Origin of the sequence: Curtobacterium sp. NPDC092190, from assembly GCF_044755625.1 — a bacterium.
GTDB lineage: Bacteria > Actinomycetota > Actinomycetes > Actinomycetales > Microbacteriaceae > Curtobacterium.
The window spans coordinates 807713-827273 of record NZ_JBIVRJ010000001.1 but is presented as its reverse complement, the minus strand read 5'-3'; the positions used below and the strand labels follow the sequence as shown (position 1 = coordinate 827273).

Below are 19561 nucleotides of genomic sequence, written 5' to 3'. Positions count from 1 at the left end.
CGCGGTGCGGGTCGGACCCGCACCGCGCCTCCCGTGCGTCCCGGCTCCGTCGTGTCCCGGGCACGGTCGTGTCCGGGCGCCGTCGTACCGGGCGCGGTCGTGTCCGGGCTCCGTCGTGTCCGGCGACGGCATGGGCGTCCGGACCTGCTAGCATTGCGACCGCAGCGCGCTCCGGCGCGCTGACTTCGCGCGTCCACAGTGCTCGTGCAACAGCAGTGCTCGTCCAACAGCAGTGCTCTCGCCACGACACGTTCCGCGGCCACCGGTCCTGCTCTCACGAGCGGGCGGCCGCGCGGACAGGGCGCCAGGGGTCACGGCCACCGGTCGCGACCGACACAACCGCAACCGTGCGCACGGCCGAACAGTCGTGTGCCGAGAACAAGGAGGGACGGCATGGCCGTCGTCACCATCCGCCAGCTGCTCGACAGCGGCGTCCACTTCGGACACCAGACCCGTCGGTGGAACCCGAAGGTGAAGCGCTTCATCCTCGCCGAGCGCTCGGGCATCCACATCATCGACCTGCAGCAGTCGCTGGCCTACATCGACCGCGCGTACGACTTCGTCAAGGAGACGGTCGCGCACGGTGGCACGATCCTCTTCGTGGGCACCAAGAAGCAGGCGCAGGGCTCCATCGCCGAGCAGGCGACCCGCGTCGGCCAGCCGTACGTCAACCAGCGTTGGCTCGGCGGTCTGCTCACGAACTTCCAGACGGTCTCCAAGCGCCTCGCGCGCATGAAGGAGCTCGAGGAGATCGACTTCGACGACACGACGAAGGGCTTCACCAAGAAGGAGCTCCTCATCAAGAAGCGCGAGCTGGACAAGCTCCACAAGACCCTCGGTGGTATCCGCAACCTCACGCGGACCCCGAGCGCGCTCTGGGTCGTCGACACCAAGAAGGAGCACCTCGCGATCGACGAGGCGCAGAAGCTCGGGATCCCGGTCATCGGCATCCTCGACACCAACTGCGACCCCGACGAGATCACCTACCCGATCCCGGGCAACGACGACGCGATCCGCTCCGTCGGTCTCCTGACTCGCATCGTCGCCGACGCCGCGGCCGAGGGCCTGAAGACCCGCCACAACGGCGGCGACGAGGAGACGGCCGAGCCGCTGGCCGAGTGGGAGCAGGAGCTCCTCTCCGGTGAGCAGGGTGGCGCGCAGGGCGCTCCGGCAGCCGAGACCGCTCCCGCAGCCGAGGCTCCCGTCGAGGAGAACGACGCCGACGCGCAGGTCGCCGCGAAGGAGATCGGCGAGCCGATCGCCGACGAGGCCAAGAACGCCGAAGCCACCTCGGCCGAGTAGTCACCGGGGGCGTCGGGCCGGTCGGCTCGGCGCCCCTTCCCTCTCTCTCCACAACACCAGTCCAGAAAGGACTCCAGTCAATGGCCAACTACAGCCTTGCTGACGTGAAGAAGCTCCGTGAGGACCTCGGGGCCGGCATGATGGACGCGAAGAACGCGCTCGTCGAGGCCGACGGCGACTACGACAAGGCCGTCGAGCTGCTCCGCATCAAGGGCGCGAAGGCCGTCGCCAAGCGCGACGACCGTGCGACCTCCGAGGGTGTCGTCGTCGCGACGACCGAGGGTGGCGCCGCCACCGTCGTCGAGCTCGCGAGCGAGACCGACTTCGTCGCGAAGAACGAGAAGTTCACCACCCTCGCCGACAAGGTCGTGGCCGCGGTCGCCGCCGCCGGTGCGTCCGACGTCGAGGCCGGCAACGCCGCGCCGCTCGACGGCAAGACCGTCGCCGAGACGATCGACGAGGCCGCCGCCGCGCTGGGTGAGAAGCTCGCGCTGCGCACCGTCGTCCGTGTCGAGGGCGACGCCTTCGAGGTCTACCTGCACAAGACCAGCCAGGACCTGCCGCCGCAGATCGCCGTCGTCATCGCCTACGCGGGCTCCGACGCCGCCGAGGCGCGGTCGATCGCCCAGCACGTCGCGTTCGCGAACCCGACGTACCTGACCCGCGACGAGATCCCGGCCGAGGCCATCGAGAAGGAGCGCGCGACCGTCGAGGCGATCACGCGCGAGGAGGGCAAGCCGGAGGCCGCCCTGCCGAAGATCGTCGAGGGTCGCCTCAACGCGTACCGCAAGCAGGTCGCGCTCCTCGAGCAGGACTACGCGAAGGACAACAAGCTGTCCGTCGCGAAGGCCGCCGAGAACGCCGGTCTGACGATCCAGGGCTTCGCCCGCGTCAAGGTCGGCGCGTAACGAACCCGTGACGGGGCTCGGAACCACATCGGTTCCGGGCCCCGTTTTCTGCGCGCTGCGACGCGCGCGGAGCCGGCCGGGAGGCACGACCTCCTCCGCCGGACCGGCTGCGGCCGGGTAGATTCCCACGAGACATTCGACGAAGGGTGCGCCACATGACGAACGAGAAGACCGGACGCCGCCGGGTCCTGCTGAAGCTGTCGGGGGAGGCGTTCGGGGCCGGGTCCCTCGGGGTGAACCCGGACGTCATCAGCACCATCGCCAAGGAGATCGCGCAGGCCGCGCAGGACGTCGAGGTGGCCATCGTGGTCGGCGGCGGCAACTTCTTCCGCGGTGCCGAGCTCTCGCAGCGCGGCATGGACCGCGGTCGTGCCGACTACATGGGCATGCTCGGCACCGTGATGAACGCGCTCGCGCTCCAGGACTTCCTGGAGCAGGCCGGAGCGGCGACCCGGGTGCAGTCCGCGATCAGCATGACCCAGGTCGCCGAGCCGTACATCCCGCGGCGCGCCGAGCGGCACCTCGAGAAGGGGCGCATCGTGATCTTCGGCGCCGGTGCGGGCCTGCCGTACTTCTCGACCGACACGGTCGCCGCCCAGCGTGCGCTCGAGATCGACGCGCACGAGGTCCTCGTGGCCAAGAACGGCGTGGACGGTGTGTACACCGCCGACCCGAAGAAGGACGCCACCGCCGAGAAGCTGCACCACGTCACGTACCAGGACGCCCTGCTGCAGGGCCTGAAGGTCGTCGACGCGACGGCGTTCTCGCTCTGCATGGACAACGGCATGCCGATGCACGTCTTCGGCATGGAGGGCGAGGGCAACGTCGCGGCCGCCATCCGCGGGGAGCGCATCGGCACGGTCGTCAGCAACTGACCCGCACGCTGACTAGACTCGACGCAGTACCGAAGGAGAACCACCGTGATCAGTGATGTCCTGACCGAAGCCACCGAGAAGATGGCGAAGGCCGTCGACGTCGCCAAGGACGACTTCGCGACCGTGCGTACCGGACGCATCAACGCCGCCCTCTTCCAGAAGATCCCGGTCGACTACTACGGCACCCCGACGCCGCTCGCGCAGCTCGCGTCGCTCCAGACGCCCGAGGCACGCACGCTCATCGTCACGCCGTACGACAAGTCGGCCCTCAAGGAGATCGAACGCGCGATCGCGACGTTCCCGAACCTCGGCGCCAGCCCGTCGAACGACGGCGAGATCGTCCGCGTGACGATCCCGGAGCTCACGCAGGACCGCCGCAAGGAGTTCGTGAAGCTCGTGCGCGGCAAGGGTGAGGACCACAAGGTCGTCATCCGGAACATCCGTCGCCGCGCGAAGGACGACCTCGACGCGCTGAAGGGTGAGATCTCCGACGACGAGATCGCCCGCGGCGACAAGGACCTCGAGGCGCTGACGAAGAAGCACGTCGACCAGATCGACGACGCGCTGAAGAAGAAGGAAGCCGAACTCCTCGAGGTCTGATGCGTCTCCCCGAGCCGGGCGGCGACCGCCCCACAGAACCGCGCCCGACCGGAGCAGCCCCGACCACGAAGAAGGGGCTCCGGCAGGACTTCGATGCCCGTGCCCGTGCGGCGCGCGCCGACTTCGAGGCGCAGCTCAAGCAGCGCAAGGCGGACTTCGGCGCGCGCAACGAGGCACTGACCGCCCGCACCGGCCGCAACCTGCCGGCCGCGATCGCCATCGCCCTGGCGTTCGCGGTCGTCATGCTGGGGTCGCTCCTCATCTGGAAGCCGGCGTTCATGGTCGTCGCGGCCTTCCTGCTCGGGGTGGCCGTCTACGAGCTCGCGAGCGCGATGCGGTTCGCCGGGCGCGACGTGCCGCGCATCCCGAGCGTGGCCGCGGCCGTCGTCATGGTCCCGGCAGCGTTCCTCGGAGGGCAGGTCGCGGCGCTGTTCGCGATCCTCGGCGGCATCGTCCTCATCGCGGTCTGGCGGCTCGTCGAGGTCGCGATCGCGCGGGAGAAGCCGCCGGCCGGTCACGTCGCCCGCGACCTGACGAACGGCCTGTTCGTGCAGGCCTACATCACCCTGCTCGGTGCGTGCATCGTGCTGCTCTCGGCCCAGCCCCGCGGTGAGCTGTGGGTGATCGCCTTCATCCTGGTGGTCGTCGCCGTCGACACGGGTGCGTACGCCACCGGGCTCAACCTCGGCAAGCACCCGATGGCGCCGCGGATCAGCCCGAAGAAGACCTGGGAGGGCTTCGCGGGATCGGTCGCCGCGAGCATCCTGGTCGGCATCGTGGTGACCTGGCTCATGCTCGGTCTGCCCTGGTGGACCGGCATCGTCCTCGGTGTCCTCATCTCGGGCTCCGCCACGCTCGGCGACCTGACCGAGTCGATGATCAAGCGCGACCTCGGCATCAAGGACATCTCGTCGTTCCTGCCCGGGCACGGTGGGCTGCTCGACCGCATCGACAGCATCCTGCCGTCGGCGGCCGTAGCCTACGTGTTGTTCCTGGTGGTCGTCCACTGACCTGAGCGCCCGACGCCCTGTCGGACCGCGCGTCCAGGTGGCGCCATGGTCCGGTGCTGGCAGAATGTCGCCGTGGCCACGACCTTTCCCTCCGCAGACCGCAAGTCCCTCGGGTACGACGTCGACGAGGTCGAGCGGTTCCTCGAGGACGCCCGTCGTGCGTACACCGCGGGCGACACCGCTCCCGGCATCGAGGCGGCGAAGATCCGCAGGACCGCCTTCTCCATGCGCAAGGGCGGCTACTCCACGGCACACGTCGACGCCGCGCTCGAGCGCCTCGAGGACGCCTTCGCCGCTCGCGAGCGGGAGCGTGAGATCGCCGAGACGGGTCAGAAGGCCTGGTACGCCGAGGCCCGCGCCAAGGCGTCGGACGTCGTCGCGCGACTCGAGCGTCCCACCGGGCAGCGGTTCGCACGCACCAGCCCGCTCGGCACCGGCTACCACCCGAAGGACGTCGACGTCTTCGCGGAGCGGCTGGCGGGCTACTTCCGCGACGGCAAGCCGCTCAGCCTGACCGAGGTCCGGTCGGTGGTGTTCCGCCCGAAGCACGGCGGCTACCGCGAGGCGCAGGTGGACGCGCTGCTCGACGCGGTCGTCGAGGTCATGCTCGCCGTCCGCTGACGACGCGCGGGACACCGGTGCTTCTCTTCCCGTGACCGTTCCGTTATCCTGGACCCACTCATGGGCAGGCACACGGCAGACCTCAGCTCCGACCGCGGTACCCGCGAGCACCTCGACCGTCCGGTCGTCGGTGAGCGCCGCGCGGCACGCGACCGACTCCGCACGACGGGGCACTCGGTCCTCCACGAGACCCCGCGGGTCGAGACGGCAGCGCTGCCGTCGACACCGCTGGGCGCACCCGTGACGGCGCCGACCCCGGTCGCGACGTCCGCCGCACCGGCGACCGCTCCGGTCCTCGTCCGCGGACCGATCGCACCGACCGGTGCTGCCGACCCGCGCATCGTCCAGCAGCGACGCGCGGTCGCCGCACCGGCGAAGCCGAAGGCCGCCCGGACCCTCAACTCGTTCATGCGCGGACGCGCGACCATCCCGACGCTGTCGTTCTTCGCCGTCTTCGGCTTCGTCGGCGGCTCGCTGTTCAACCCGATGCAGCCCGACGTCGCCCAGGCCGCCGTCGTCGCTCCGGTGCTCGTCAAGGCGCCCGTGGAGCCGCAGCAGTTCACGGCACACGGCACGTACGCCGCGTTCGACGTGACGCGCGACGGCTACGGCGTCACGCTGCCGAAGCCCAAGGTCGAGGAGAAGCCGGCCGAAGCCACCGACGACCAGGCCGACCCGGCAGCGAAGAGCACGGCCGTCACGCCGTCGAACACGCTCGCGGCGACGGCCGCGACGCCGAACCCGGGCAGCGCGCAGGAGATCGCCCAGCAGATGGTCGCCGCACGCGGCTGGGGGAGCGAGCAGTTCAACTGCCTCGTGTCGCTGTGGAACAAGGAGTCGGGTTGGCGCGTCAACGCGTACAACCCGAGCGGTGCCTACGGCATCCCGCAGGCGCTGCCCGGTAGCAAGATGGCCACGGCCGGTGCGGACTGGCAGACGAACCCCGCGACGCAGATCGCCTGGGGTCTCAACTACATCTCCGGCGTCTACGGCACCCCCTGCGGCGCGTGGGGCCACAGCCAGTCCTACAACTGGTACTGATCGGCAGTTCCGGGGTGCCGCGCAGCAACCGACCGCGGCGACCCCGTGGTCGTGGTCCCGAGCCGACCGAGGACGAGACCGGTCTCGACCGCCTCATGAGTTCGTGGAGGCGGACCGAGGTCCGTCGCGGTCGTACCTTCACCGTGCAACCGGTGTCCGCGGCGTCCGCACAGAAGGAGTACGTCTGTCCGGGCTGCGGCCTGGCCGTGCTGCCGGGTGTCGCGCACGTGGTGGTCTGGCGCGCGGACGGTGTGCTCGGGGACGACGCCGACCTGGCGTCCCGCCGACACTGGCACAACCACTGCTGGAGCATCGCATGAGCACCGAGATCCGCTCGAACACCGAGCTCCCCGCCCGACGTACCGACATCGAACTGGTGACGGACGACCACCTCACCCTCGTCGGCGAGCTCGCCGAGCCGCTCGACCGGCCTGCGCGGGGCACGCTCGTGACGCTCCACCCGCTGCCGACCGCGCACGGGTTCATGGACAGCCACGTGCTGAAGAAGGCTGCCTCGCGCCTGCCCGCGCTGGCCGACATCGCGGTGCTGCGGTTCAACTTCCGGTCGGTGACCTCGCCACGGGGCACGTCCGAGGGCGTCTTCGGTGACGGTGAGTCGGAGGGCTTCGACCTCCGCGCCGCCGTGCAGGAGACCGTCGCACGCGGACTGCCGACCCCGTGGCTCCTCGGCTGGTCGTTCGGCACCGAGGTCGTCCTCAAGCACGGCCTCGAACACGTCGCCGCGGGGAACGTCGCCGGCGTGGTGCTGCTGTCGCCCCCGCTGCACCGGACCTCGGACGACGAGCTCCGACGCTGGGCGGACGTGGACGTCCCGGTCGTCGCGCTGGTCCCGGAGCACGACGACTTCCTGCAGCCGGAGGACGCGGTCCGCCGCTTCGCCGTCGCGCCGAACGTGCGGGTCGTCCCCGTCGCGGGCGCGAAGCACCTGTGGGTCGGGGAACGGTACGTCCGCACGGTCCTCGACGCCGTCGCGGACCTCGTGGTCCCGGGCAGCGCGCCGCTGCCGACGCACCTCGACGACTGACCACACGGTCGGCGTCGCGACCGGGCTGACGCCCCCGACCGGTCAGGGCCGGACGGCGACCGTGCCCCGCGAGCCGACCGTCCCGGGTGAGCGGGGAGCGTTACGGCTGGCGCGGGGGGACGCGACCCGGCCCGGAGGCGCGCGGTGCGCCTCCGGGCCGGGTCGCGGATGCCGTCCTCAGCGGGCGGTGGCGTCCTCGTCGAGGGCCTCGTCGTCCGCCGGCCGGCCGGCCGCCACGGGGGACTCGTCGAGGAGCCCGGTGGCGTGCGTGAGCACGCCGCGCAGGTTCTCCAGGTACCCGGCGACCGCGTCGCGCTCGGTGCGGATGGCGGCGAGCCGGTCCTCGGACTCGGCGATCGCCGCGGCCGACCGTTCCTCGGCCTCCGCGATCATCCGGTGGACTCGCTCCTGGGCGTCGCTGACGATGGTGCGTGCACGTTCCTGTGCCTGCGCGGTGCTCGTGCGCTCGAGGTCGTCGGCCTCCTGCTGCAGCCGCTCGGCGCGCTCCCGCGCCTCGGACGCGCGGCGGGTCGCCTCGGCGAGCTGCAGGTTGGCCTCGTCGAGGTACTTCTGCGTCTCGGCCACCGTCTCCTGGTGCTTCTGCAGGTAGTCCTGCTCGGCGTCGTCACGGCGGGCGGCGAGCTCGGACTCGAGCGCCGCGCGGGCCTCGTCGCGTTCCCGGGCGATCGCCGTGCGGACCTCGTCGCGTTCCTGCTGCAGGTCGGCGCGCACCGTGTCGACCTCCTGCTGCAGCGCCGTGCGCTCGGCCTCGAGGTCGGAGAGCTCGGCCGTGCGGCGGTCGGCGATCTCGGTGTCGACCTCGGCGTGCTCCCGCTCGCGGCGCGCAGCGAGCTCGTCGGCGTGCTCGCGAGCGGCGCGCTCGGCGGCGGCGTCGGCCTCGGCGCGCTCGCGTTCGAGGCGGGCGCGGTGCTCCTCGAGTTCCGCGGCGATGCGGGCAGCGGTCTCCTCCACCAGGCGTGCGTTCTCGGCCCGGGTCTGCTCCTCGTCGACACGGAGCTGCGCACGGGCGGCCTCGAGCTCCTGGTCGAGGGCGGTGCGGGCCTCGGCTGCCTCGCGCTCCCAGCGTGCGCGGGCGGCACCGAGTTCGGCGTCGAGCTCACGACGACGGTCGCTGGTCTCCGCCTCGAGTGCGGCCCGGCCGCGCTCGACCTCGGACTCGAGCTCGGCCCGGCCGGTCTCGAGCGCGAGCTCGTGCGCTCGGCGCTGCTCGTCGCGCTCGCGCTGCCAGGCAGCGCGGCCCTCGGCGACCTCGCGCTCGAGGGCGGCGCGCCGCGTGGTCTCCTCGCGGTCGAGGTCCGCGGTGCGCCGGGCGTGGTCGGCCTCGAACACACTGCGTCGGTGCTCGGTCTCACGGTCGAGGTCGGCAGCGGCGCGACGGGCGTCCTCGGCCGCGCGCTGCGCGTCCTCGCGCAGCTCGGCGACCTCGCGCTCGACACGGGCACGCAGGGCATCGGTCTCGCGGATGGCGACCGAGCGGACCTCGGCGGCCTCGGTGACGGCTGCACCCCGGACGGCGGCGGCCTCGTTGCGGGCGTCCTGGGTCAGCAGGCCGGCCTCGGCACGGGCACGCTCGATCGTGTCGGACGACTCGGCCCGGGCGCGGGTGAGCTCGTCGGTCGCACGGGAGCGGGCGTCCTCGAGGGTCTCCGACGCCTCCTGCCGGGCTTCGCGGAGCAGACGCTCGGCCTCGTGCCGACTCGATGCGCGGAGCCGCTGGGCGTCGATGTCCGCCTGGCTGATGAGCCGTGTCGACTGCTCCTCGGCCACGCGCAGGGTGGACTCGAGGCGGGTGCCGAGCCCGCTGTAGGTCGGGGTGCCGGCCTCGTCGAGCTCGCCCTGCAGGTCCGCGACACGCGCCTGCAGGAGACGGATCTCCTTGGCGGCCTCGGCGCGGTCGGTGTTCGACTTGATGAGTTCGCGGCGGAGCTCGTTCACCGAGCGGTCCACCTCGTCGCGGCGGTACCCGCGCAGCTCGGTCCCGAACTCGGCCTCGTCGTTCGCCACGTGTTGCTCCTGGGGGTCGGCGGAGGGCCAGCCCTTGGCCCGCGGACGAGTCTAGTGGCGGCCCACCGGCGCCGACTGAGCCCGTGGACAGCGGTGGGGGATGCGATGTCCAGGGTGCCTCGCTATCCTGGAGCGCTGATTCGCGCGCCGATCCCCCCACCCCCGGCGCGGTAGGGAGAAGATCCGTGCGATTCGTCCTGGCGATCGTCAGTTTCGTCATCGGTCTGCTGCTCGTCGGTCTCGCGGTCGGGCAGCGAACCGTGTTCGCGCCACCCTCGTCGCTCGTCGCAGAGTCCTCGAGCACGGCCTCGGCCCCGGTGACCGTGATCCCGGGGTCGACGCTCAACGCGAACCCCGGGTACCAGCGCATCGACGTCTCGGGTTCCGGGACGGTGTTCGCGGCCTACGGCAGGACCGCCGACGTCGACGCGTGGATCGGTGACGCGAAGCACACCACCCTGCGCTTCGACGCCGAGCAGGACCGCCTGGTCGGCCGCACGACGGGATCGGCCGACTCCGTGCCGGACCCGAAGGGCAGCGACCTCTGGTACCAGGAGTGGGACGGTGCGGGGCGGTTCACCGTCCGGTTGCCCGCCGACGTCTCGGTCGTGGTGCTCGCCGACGGGTCCGACGCCGCGCCGACCGACGTGTCGGTGACCTGGCCGCGGGACACCGCGACGCCCTCCGTCGGTCCGCTCCTCGTCGCGGGCGGACTCTTCCTGGTCGGTGGCGTCGCGCTGCTGGTCTGGGCGTTCCTGCACCAGCGTCGTGGTCGTGGTCCGCGTCGCCGCAGCGGCGGGTCTCGTCCGCCGCGCGTGCGGGCGTCGCGTCGCGCAGCCGCCGCGGGGGCACAGGTGCCGGTCCGCGGTCGCCGTGGCCGTCGTTCCCTGGTGGCCGTGCCGATCGTGCTCGTGGGGGCGCTCGGTCTCGCGGGCTGCTCGTCGGACTACTGGCCGCAGGGCGGTGGCTCCGGGGCCACCCCGACTCCGACCGCCTCGGCCACCGGCGCCGCGGACTCGACCGAACCGACCGCTGCGACCGAGCAGCAGATCCGCCGGATCGTCGAGCGGGTCGCCGAGGTCGCGTCGAAGGCCGATGCCGACCGTGACGCGACGCTGCTCGAGACCCGCTTCACCGGGGCCGCCCTCGACTTCCGCAAGGCGAACTACGCGATCCGCGAGAAGGACACCGACGTCGAGACGCCGCCCGCGATCTCGGCCGGTCAGGTCTGCGTGGCGCTCCCGCAGCAGACCGACAGCTGGCCGCGCACGATCTTCACGGTCGTCGCCGAGGACTGCTCCGCGAAGACCGCTCCGCAGGCCCTCACCCTGGTGCAGGACAGCGCGCGCGACGACTACAAGGTCGCCTACGACGTGTCGCTCGAGGCCGCTGCGGAGATCCCGAGCCTGGCGCCGACGTCGATCGGTGCGGCACGGCTCGCCGGGGACACGAAGCTCCTGCGCATCGCGCCCGACGACATCGCAGCCGCGTACGGCGACGTGCTGGCGAAGGACTCGGACAGCGACTCCGCCTCGCTCTTCGCCTCCGACGGCGACGGTCTGCGCTCGACGATCGGCAAGGCGTACAAGGACAAGAAGGCCGAGTCGCTGCCGGACACCGCGAAGATCGAGTACTCGTCCGAGGTGCCCGACGACGGCGCCGTGGCGATCGCCACGGACGGCGCGGGTGCGCTCGTGTCGGCCTCGCTCGACGAGGTCGAGAAGGTGACCCCGACCGCGGCCGGCGCCGAGGTCAACACCGAGGGGGCGGTCAAGGCCCTCTCCGGCGTCGACTCGAGCACGAAGGGGATCAGCGCGACGTACAGCGTCCAGCTGCTGTTCTCCGTGCCGCCGGTCGGCAGTGATGAGAAGGTGGTCCTGCTCGGGTTCACGCAGGGCCTGACCGCAGCGAGTGAGGTGCAATGACCAACGTCCCCCCGACCCCGTCCGGTCTCCGCGGAGCCGTCGACCTGTCGTCCCTCGTCGACCGCGCTCAGCGGCCGACGCAGCAAGCGGGTGCTCCCGCCGGAGGCCCGGGCGCAGCCGCGGGCACCGGCGGCGCCGGCGCCGCTGCCGTGCCGGGCGGCGTCCCGGCGACCGGTGCCGGTCCCGATGCCGACCTGACCGTCCCGTCGCTCGTCATCGACGTCACCGACCAGAGCTTCCAGGACGTCCTGCAGCTCTCGTCCGTCGTCCCGGTGATCGTCGACATCTGGGCGGAGTGGTGCGGGCCGTGCAAGCAGCTCTCGCCGATCCTCGAGCAGCTGACCGCGGAGTACGACGGTCGCGTGGTGCTCGCCAAGGTCGACGCGGACACCAACCCGCAGCTCGTGCAGGCGTTCCAGGCGCAGTCGATCCCGACCGTCGCCGCCGTGATCGGTGGTCGGCCGCTCGGACTCTTCGTCGGCGCGCTGCCCGAGGCACAGGTGCGCGACGTCTTCGAGCAGGTCGTCGCCGCTGCCGAGCAGAACGGCGTGACCGGTCGGGTCACCGTCGACGGCGCTGCCGAGACGGAGCCCCAGGGCGAGCCCGCTCCCGAGCCGCTGCCGCCGCACCACCAGGCAGCGTACGACGCCATCGAGCGGGGCGACTACGCCGCCGCCGTGCAGGAGTACAAGACCGCGATCGCGCAGGACCCGAACGACCAGATGGCCGTCGCCGGGCTCGCGCAGGTCTCGTTGCTCGACCGGTTGAACGGTCGCACGGCCGACGAGCTCCGCAGCGCCGCGGCCGCGGCGCCGCAGGACGTCGAGGCGCAGATGGCCGTCGCCGACCTGGACGTCAGCGGAGGGCACGTCGAGGACGCCTTCGGGCGGCTGCTCGACCTGGTCCCGACGGTGTTCGGTGCGGACCGTGAGACGCTGCGCGTCCGGCTCGTCGAGTACTTCGAGCTGATCGGGGTGGACGACCCGCGTGTGGCCGCGGCACGGCGCCGTCTGGCGAGCGCACTGTACTGATCGACGCACCACCGTCGGCCGGTACGAGACGCCGGCGCCGGTGCGAGACGCCGGCGTCAGTGCGAGACGCCGCAGGAACCACGAGACGCCCCCGGGAACGGGGGCGTCTCCTGTGTTCGGGGGCGTCTCGCGCGGCGTGCACCGCGGACGACACGGGCGGACGACGGACGGGAGGCCCGGTGCCAGCTGGCACCGGGCCTCCCGTCCGTCCCGTGGTCGCGTCCGCGCGGCGGCGGGGTCAGTCGGCCAGTCGCAGCCAGACCGCACCCAGCGGCGGGACCACCAGGTGTGCCGAGGCCGGGCGGCCGGCCCACGGCGTCTCGTCGGCCGTGACCGAACCCATGTTGCCGACACCGGACCCGCCGTACTCCGTGGCGTCGGTGTTGAGCACCTCGTGCCAGGTGCCCGCAGCGGGCAGCCCGAACCGGCGCTCGACGGGTACCCCGGAGAAGTTCACGAAGACCGCGAGGCGGTCGTCGCCGTCCTTGCGGAGGAACCCGAGCGTCGAGTGCGGCGCGTCGCCGCCCTCGATCCACTCGAAGCCCTCGGGCGAGGAGTCGTGCGTCCACAGCGCCGGGGTCTCCTTGTAGACGCGGTTCAGCGACGCCACGAGGTCCTGCACGCCGAGGTGTCCCGGATCGTCGAGGAGCCACCAGTCCAGCCCCCGGGCCTCGGACCACTCCGACGGCTGGGCGAACTCCTGGCCCATGAAGAGCAGTTGCTTGCCGGGGTGCGCCCACATGAACGCGAGGTACGCCCGGACGTTCGCGAGCTTCTGCCACTCGTCGCCGGGCATCTTCCCGTAGAGCGAGCCCTTCCCGTGCACGACCTCGTCGTGGCTGATCGGCAGGGTGAACTGCTCACTGAAGGCGTAGACCAGCGAGAACGTGATCTCGTCGTGGTGGTACGCGCGGTACGCCGGGTCACGCTCGATGTACTGCAGCGAGTCGTGCATCCAGCCCATGTTCCACTTCTGGCCGAAGCCGAGCCCGCCGGCGCTCGTCGGCTGGGTGACACCGGGCCACGAGGTGCTCTCCTCGGCGATCATCACGATGCCGGGGTAGCGCTTGTAGGCCGTGGCGTTCGTCTCCTGCAGGAACGAGATCGCCTCGAGGTTCTCGCGACCGCCGTGGATGTTCGGCAGCCACTCGGTGCGGGAGTAGTCGAGGTACAGCATCGAGGCCACGGCGTCGACCCGCAGGCCGTCGATGTGGAACTCCTCGAACCAGTAGAGCGCGTTCGCCACCAGGAAGTTGCGGACCTGCGGGTGCCCGAAGTCGAACACGAAGGTGCCCCAGTCGAGCTGCTCACCGCGACGCGGATCCGGGTGCTCGAACAGCGCGTAGCCGTCGAACTTCGCGAGTGCCCACTCGTCCTTCGGGAAGTGTCCCGGTACCCAGTCCATGATCACGCCGATGCCGGCGCTGTGCAGGCGGTCGATCAGGTAGCGCAGGTCGTCCGGCGTGCCGAAGCGCGCGGTCGGAGCGTAGTACCCGGTGACCTGGTAGCCCCACGAGCCACCGAACGGGTGCTCGGCGAGCGGCAGGAACTCGACGTGGGTGAACCCGAGGTGCTGCACGTGGCCGATGAGCGCATCGGCGGCCTCGCGGTAGGAGAGCCCGGGGCGCCACGATCCGAGGTGCACCTCGTAGACGCTCATCGGCGCATCGTGGGTCGTCGTCTGCGCCCGACGCTCCATCCAGGCGGTGTCGCCGTCGGACCACGTGTGGTCGGAGGCGGTGACGACCGAGGCGGTCAGCGGTGGGACCTCGGTGCGTCGGGCGAACGGGTCCGCTCGCTCGACCCAGCCGGAGTCGGTGAGGATCTGGAACTTGTACCGCTGCCCGACGAGGGCGCCGGGCCAGAAGAGCTCCCACACGCCGAGGTCGTTCAGGCGACGCATCGCGGTGGTGCGGCCCTCCCACCCCTCGAAGTCCCCGATCACGCGGACGGCGGTGGCGCGGGGTGCCCACACGGTGAAAGCGACGCCGTCGACGCCGTCGACGGTGCGGACGTGCGCGCCTAGGTGCTGCCAGAGCTGCTCGTCACGGCCCTCGCCGAACAGGTGGAGGTCGAGCTCGCCGATGGTCGGCGCGAAGCGGTAGGCGTCGTCGGTGGTCCACGTCGCGTCGTCGGCGTCGGTGGACTCGTCGAGGTCGTAGTCGGCCTCGACGCGGTACCGACCGAGCGTGCCGGTCGTGGCGCCCGCCCAGAGACCGTCGCCCTCGTGGGTCAGTTCGACGTCGTCGCCGTCGGGGCGCACGATGCGGACGGCCGTCGCGAGGTGCCGGACGACGCGCACGCTCGTGCCCCCGTCCACCGGGTGCGGACCGAGCACGTCGTGCGGCTGGGACCAACGGCCCTCGGCCACCTGCTGGCGGAGCCAGTCCTCGACCGGCGCCGGCCGGGGAGCCGCTCCCGAGGTCGGGGCGACGTCGGAGCCGCCGGCGGGCGCTGCGTGCTGCGGTGCTGCGTGCTGCGGTGCCGCGGGCTGTGGTGCTGCGGACTCGGGTGCTGGGACGAGGTCCGCCGCGGTCGCCGTCGCTCCCGGTGCCGCCGAGCGTCCACCCTCGGAGAGCGGTGCGTCCGCGCCGTCCGCCGACAGACCGGTCGGGTCCGTGGGCTCCGGGCCGGTCGGTGCCGGGGAGCCGTCACGAGCTGCGCCGGCGAGGGTCGCCGACTCCGGGACCCCGCGGTCCGGCGTCTCCTTCGCCACGGGCGCGGCGCCGGGGAGGTCCTCGTGCGGTGCCGAGACCCGTGGCTCGTACCGGGGGGCCGGTTGGTCGGCCGGCGGGACCACGCCCGGGGCACGGGAGCGGGTCACGGGCGGCGGCGGGGGCGGCACCGGCGGGACGCTCGGCCCCTGGCCTCGGTCCGGGGTGGCGGGGGTGGGACGGTCGGAGCCCATCGGCGGGGTCCCCTTCGGGTCGCTGTCGGTCATCGGACGGGTCCCTCCACGACGAGCAGGTGCACGGGCTCCTGGAAGGCGTCGAGGCGGACGTAGTTGGACGAACCCCACTCCCAGCGCTGCCCGGTGACGACGTCGCGGACGACGAACGGCTGCTCGTTCGGCAGCCCGAGCGCGGCGAGGTCGAGGTGCACGGTGGTCTCGCGCGCCGAGTGCGGGTCGACGTTCGCGACGACGATCACCGTGTCCGCGCGGCCCGACCGGATGAACTCGGCGGGCAGGTGCTTCGAGTAGACGACGATCGCCGGGTCCTCGGCGTCGTGGACGTGCAGGTTCCGGAGCTGACGCAGCGCGGGGTGGGCCTGACGGAAGCGGTTGAGCATCGTGACGTAGGGCGCGAGGCTCGCGCCCTCGGCCTCGGCCAGGGCGAAGTCGCGCGGCTTGTACTCGTACTTCTCGTTGTCGATGTTCTCCTCGGACCCCGGGCGTGCGACGTCCTCGAAGAGCTCGTACCCGGCGTACATGCCCCAGGTCGGCGCCCCGGTCGCGGCGAGCGCGGCGCGCACCTTGTAACCGGCGCGACCGCCGAACTGCAGGTACTCGGTGAGGATGTCGGGGGTGTTCACGAAGAGGTTCGGGCGCAGGTAGGCGCTCGTCTCGTGGCTGAGCTCGGCGAAGTAGTCCTCGATCTCCTCCTTCGTGTTCCGCCACGTGAAGTACGTGTACGACTGCTGGAACCCGGCCTCGGCCAGGGCGCGCATCATCGCCGGGCGGGTGAAGGCCTCGGCGAGGAACACCGTGTCCGGGTGCTGGTCGCGGACCTCGCGGATGACGCGTTCCCAGAACCAGAGCGGCTTGGTGTGCGGGTTGTCGACGCGGAAGATGCGGATCCCGAACGCGATCCAGTGCTCGAGGACCCGCAGGACCTCGGTGACGATGCCCTCGGGGTCGCTGTCGAACTGGATCGGGTAGATGTCCTGGTACCGCTTCGGCGGGTTCTCCGCCGTGGCGATCGACCCGTCCGCCCGGACCGTGAACCACTCGGGGTGCTGGTCCACCCACGGGTGGTCGGGGGAGCACTGGAGTGCGAAGTCGAGCGCGACCTCCATCCCGCTGTTCTTCGCCGTCTCGACGAAGACGCGGAAGTCGTCCTCGGTGCCGAGGTCGGGGTGGATCGCGTCGTGCCCGCCCTCGGGACCACCGATCGCCCACGGGCTGCCCGGGTCGTGCGGTCCCGGGGTGAGCGTGTTGTTCGGGCCCTTGCGCGCCGTGGTGCCGATCGGGTGGATCGGCGGGAGGTAGACCACGTCGAAGCCCATGCGCGCGACGGCCGGGAGCCGGCGGGCCGCGGTGCGGAAGTCGCCGCTCCTCCACGAGCCGTCGGCGTTCTTCTTCGCCCCTTCGCTGCGGGGGAAGAACTCGTACCAGGCGCCGACGCCCGCGCGCTGCCGCTCGACGTCGAGGAGCTGCGTGGGGGAGTGCGTCCGGAGCGAGGTCAGCGGGGAGTCCTCGACCTCACCCGTGATGCGCGGGTCGTCGACGGCCGTGAGGCGCTCGGTCGGCTCGAGGTCGGTGTCCCGCAGCTGCTCGGCCGCGCGGACGGCGGCGCTGGAGTCGGTCTCGGCGGCGAGTCGGTCGAGCAGGACGGCGCCGTCGAGGAGCGTCGCCTCGGTGTCGACACCGGCGGCGATCTTGAGCCGGGCGGCGTGCAGCCACGTCGCCCAGTCGTCGGAGAACGACTCGACGTGCCACGTCCAGACGCCGACGTGGTCGACCTGCACGGTGGCCTCGTAGCGGTCCGTGCCGGGGGCGCCGAGCAGCATCGGCACGGTGCGTGTGCCGCCGTCCGGGCGTTCGAGCACGAGGTCGGCGCCGATGATCCCGTGGCCCTCGCGGAAGACGGTCGCGCCGAACGTGATCACCTCGCCGTCGAACGCCTTGCCCGGGAACCCGTTCGGGGTCGTCGGCGCGAGCTGGGTGATCGGGATGCGTCCGATCTTCGGTCGGCGGGGTCGATCTGCGGTGGCCACGGAGGCGACGCTACCCGGCCGGAGCGCTCGCGTTCCCCGGAACGCGTTCCCTGTGCAGTGTCGGGCGCGTCACACGGCCTGTGCAGGACGCGCACGTGCGGGCTCCGTCGCCCGTTCCTTCCCCGGACAGGCGCGCGGAGGGCCACGACCGCCCTACGCCACCTCGAAGACGTGGATGCCGGGGCCGTACGCGGTGAAGACCTGCCCGCCCGGCCGGAGCCGCTCGTGGTCGCGGTGCTTCTCGCTCGACCAGGCCAACCGGTACCCGAGCACGTCCTGGCGCGCCGGCAGCGTCAGGTCCCGCGTCCGCCCGCTGCCGTGCACGACCACGAGCACCCGGTCGAACGGCTCGTGCTCCGGGGTCGACTCGGCGAAGTACTGCACGACCCGGTGGATGGGTTGGTCCCACCCCTCGGGGGTCATCGGCTGCCCGTCCGGTCCGTACCACGCCATGCGCGACGCTCCGGGCGTCTCCCGCCCCTCGACCCCGAAGCGCGTCGGCCGGAGCGCCGGGTGCGCTGCGCGCAGCCGCGTGAGCGCCGCGACCGCCTCGGTCATCGCCTCGGCGTCCTCGTCGTCCGACCAGTCGACGGCGGTCAGGTCGTCGGACACGACGTAGGCGTTGTTGTTGCCGTGCTGCGTCCTGCTGCGCTCGTCGCCGGCGGTCAGCATCGGGATGCCCGCCGAGAGCATCAGGGTGCCGACGAGGTTCCGCATCGACCGGCCCCGGGCGGCACGCACCCCGCGGTCGGCCGTGTCGCCCTCGATCCCGTGGTTGAACGAGCGGTTGTCGTCGGACCCGTCCCGCCCGTCCTCGCCGTTCGCCTCGTTGTGCTTGCGGTCGTGCGAGACGAGGTCGAGCAGCGTGAAGCCGTCGTGGGCCGTGACGAAGTTGACGCTCGCGAGGGGGCCGCGCTCCTGGCCGAAGGTGCCGCGGGACCCGGTGAGCGCCTCGGCGAGCCGACCGATGCCCGCCTGCGGGGTGCCGTTCCGGCGTTCCTCGGCGACGTCGGTCAGCCAGAACTGGCGGACGGTGTTCCGGAACCCGTCGTTCCACTCGCTCGTGCCGGGGCCGAACGCCCCCGTGCGCCACCCGTCGGGACCGACGTCCCACGGCTCGGCGACGACGAGCACGTCCTGCAGGTCCGGGTGCTGCCGGATGCGCTCGAGCAACGGGTGCGCCGGGTCGAACACGTGGTGCTCGTCGCGGGCGAGCGCCGCCATCAGGTCGAACCGGAACCCGTCGACCTGCACCTCGCGCGCCCAGTAGCGCAGGCTGTCGACGACCATGTCCGCGATGGCCTCGACCGAGGTGTCGAGCGTGTTCCCGCAGCCGGTGGTGTCGTAGTACGACGCACCGTCCTCGGTCCAGCGGTACCGCCCCGCCCCTTCGATGCCGCGCAGCGAGGTGGTGGGTCCGCCGGTGCCCTCCTCGGCGGTGTGGTTGTAGACGACGTCGAGCAGCACCTGGATGCCCGCCTCGTGCAGGAGTCGCACCATGCCCTTGAACTCGCGGAGCACCGCGGAGGCACCCGCTGCACGGGCGTCCGACGAGGCGTGGGCCGCGTGCGGTGCGAAGAACCCGAGGGTGTTGTAGCCCCACGCGTTCTCGCGACCGGCGTCCCGGAGCCACGCCTCGGTGTCGAACGCGTGCACGGGCAGCAGCTCGAGGGTCGTCACGCCGATGCGGCGCAGGTGGGCGATGGTGCTCGGGTGCGCGACGCCGGCGTACGTCCCGCGCAGGTGCTCGGGGACGTCGGGGTTCGCAGCGGTGAGCGTGCGGACGTTCGCCTCGTACACGACGGTCCGGTCCAGGGGGACGTCGGGCTTCGGCACACCGCCCCAGTCGAAGGCATCGTCGACCACGACGCTCGTCCACCGTGGGCCGCCGCTCCCAGCGGCCGTCGCCGCGGGGACGATGCCACGCGCGTACGGGTCGAGCAGCGGTCGCGCGGGGTCGAACGCGTGGCGGGGTCCGTCCGGACCGTCGACGAGCAGGTGGTACCGATCGCCCGGCCGCACGTCCGGCGTCTCCGCCGCCCACTGGTCGGTGCCGTCGGTCCGCGACAGGACGTGGCGGGTCTCGACACCGTCGGCGTCGACGACCACGAGGGTCACCGCGGTCGCGGAGGCGGAACGCACCGAGAAGCGGGGCACGCCGTCACCGAGGCGGAAGCCGGGGGTCTCGTCGATCGCGGTGCGGTGCATGACGACCAGGGTACGAGGGGCCGGAGGTATCC

15 protein-coding genes are annotated in these 19561 nt (G+C 72.1%); 11 read left to right on the top strand and 4 right to left on the bottom strand.

From position 1 onward, the window contains the following. The first annotated feature begins 393 nt into the window (after positions 1 to 393). The 9 genes from rpsB to ACIQFY_RS03775 all read left to right on the top strand — a co-directional run bounded on the left by rpsB (position 394) and on the right by ACIQFY_RS03775 (position 7402). Positions 394 to 1302: a 30S ribosomal protein S2 gene (gene rpsB / locus ACIQFY_RS03815; RefSeq protein ID WP_326496745.1), complete on the top strand. Its 909-nt coding sequence runs from the start codon at positions 394 to 396 to the stop codon at positions 1300 to 1302. 80 nt (positions 1303 to 1382) lie between these two features. Next, complete coding sequence (gene tsf / locus ACIQFY_RS03810) at positions 1383 to 2210, top strand: translation elongation factor Ts (RefSeq protein WP_066654809.1); 828 nt, start codon at positions 1383 to 1385, stop codon at positions 2208 to 2210. A 155-nt stretch (positions 2211 to 2365) separates the two neighbouring features. Next, a complete protein-coding gene (pyrH, locus tag ACIQFY_RS03805) occupies positions 2366 to 3085 on the top strand; it encodes a UMP kinase (protein WP_058729969.1) in 720 nt (239 codons plus the stop codon). A 45-nt stretch (positions 3086 to 3130) separates the two neighbouring features. After that, complete coding sequence (frr, locus tag ACIQFY_RS03800; RefSeq protein WP_066654807.1) at positions 3131 to 3685, top strand: ribosome recycling factor; 555 nt, start codon at positions 3131 to 3133, stop codon at positions 3683 to 3685. Next, positions 3685 to 4695, top strand: coding sequence for a phosphatidate cytidylyltransferase (locus tag ACIQFY_RS03795; protein WP_209682237.1), 1011 nt, complete (start codon positions 3685 to 3687; stop codon positions 4693 to 4695). The genes frr and ACIQFY_RS03795 overlap by 1 nt, the downstream gene beginning before the upstream one ends. Positions 4696 to 4767: 72 nt before the next feature. Further along, positions 4768 to 5316, top strand: coding sequence for a DivIVA domain-containing protein (locus ACIQFY_RS03790; protein ID WP_200884098.1), 549 nt, complete (start codon positions 4768 to 4770; stop codon positions 5314 to 5316). 60 nt (positions 5317 to 5376) lie between these two features. After that, complete coding sequence (locus ACIQFY_RS03785; RefSeq protein WP_400338329.1) at positions 5377 to 6357, top strand: transglycosylase SLT domain-containing protein; 981 nt, start codon at positions 5377 to 5379, stop codon at positions 6355 to 6357. 14 nt (positions 6358 to 6371) lie between these two features. After that, the gene (locus tag ACIQFY_RS03780; RefSeq protein ID WP_251159688.1) at positions 6372 to 6677 is read left to right on the top strand and encodes a hypothetical protein; all 306 of its coding nucleotides are present in this window, start codon (positions 6372 to 6374) and stop codon (positions 6675 to 6677) included. Next, on the top strand, positions 6674 to 7402 hold the full coding sequence (locus tag ACIQFY_RS03775; RefSeq protein ID WP_209682241.1) for an alpha/beta hydrolase: 729 nt from the start codon (positions 6674 to 6676) through the stop codon (positions 7400 to 7402). The genes ACIQFY_RS03780 and ACIQFY_RS03775 overlap by 4 nt, the downstream gene beginning before the upstream one ends. A 177-nt stretch (positions 7403 to 7579) precedes the next feature. Here ACIQFY_RS03775 and ACIQFY_RS03770 read toward each other — a convergent pair whose 3' ends face one another. Beyond that, complete coding sequence (locus ACIQFY_RS03770; protein WP_066654799.1) at positions 7580 to 9427, bottom strand: hypothetical protein; 1848 nt, start codon at positions 9425 to 9427, stop codon at positions 7580 to 7582. A 185-nt stretch (positions 9428 to 9612) separates the two neighbouring features. Between ACIQFY_RS03770 and ACIQFY_RS03765 the strand changes: the two genes are divergently transcribed. Together ACIQFY_RS03765 and ACIQFY_RS03760 are read left to right on the top strand one after the other, a co-directional pair. Continuing rightward, entirely contained in the window at positions 9613 to 11352 is a 1740-nt protein-coding gene (locus ACIQFY_RS03765; RefSeq protein WP_066654797.1) for a hypothetical protein, read from the top strand. After that, complete coding sequence (locus ACIQFY_RS03760) at positions 11349 to 12383, top strand: tetratricopeptide repeat protein (RefSeq protein ID WP_271826048.1); 1035 nt, start codon at positions 11349 to 11351, stop codon at positions 12381 to 12383. Before ACIQFY_RS03765 ends, ACIQFY_RS03760 begins: the two co-directional genes overlap by 4 nt. 238 nt (positions 12384 to 12621) lie before the next feature. Here ACIQFY_RS03760 and glgB read toward each other — a convergent pair whose 3' ends face one another. The 3 genes from glgB to ACIQFY_RS03745 all read right to left on the bottom strand — a co-directional run bounded on the left by glgB (position 12622) and on the right by ACIQFY_RS03745 (position 19529). Beyond that, a complete protein-coding gene (gene glgB, locus ACIQFY_RS03755; protein ID WP_400338326.1) occupies positions 12622 to 15324 on the bottom strand; it encodes a 1,4-alpha-glucan branching protein GlgB in 2703 nt (900 codons plus the stop codon). Beyond that, positions 15321 to 17321 carry an alpha-1,4-glucan--maltose-1-phosphate maltosyltransferase gene (locus tag ACIQFY_RS03750; RefSeq protein WP_200884097.1) on the bottom strand — a complete coding sequence of 667 codons (2001 nt, stop codon included), beginning with the start codon at positions 17319 to 17321 and terminating at the stop codon, positions 15321 to 15323. Before ACIQFY_RS03750 ends, glgB begins: the two co-directional genes overlap by 4 nt. Positions 17322 to 17474: 153 nt before the next feature. Continuing rightward, entirely contained in the window at positions 17475 to 19529 is a 2055-nt protein-coding gene (locus tag ACIQFY_RS03745; RefSeq protein ID WP_400338324.1) for a glycogen debranching protein, read from the bottom strand. Between the last annotated feature and the right edge of the window lie 32 nt (positions 19530 to 19561).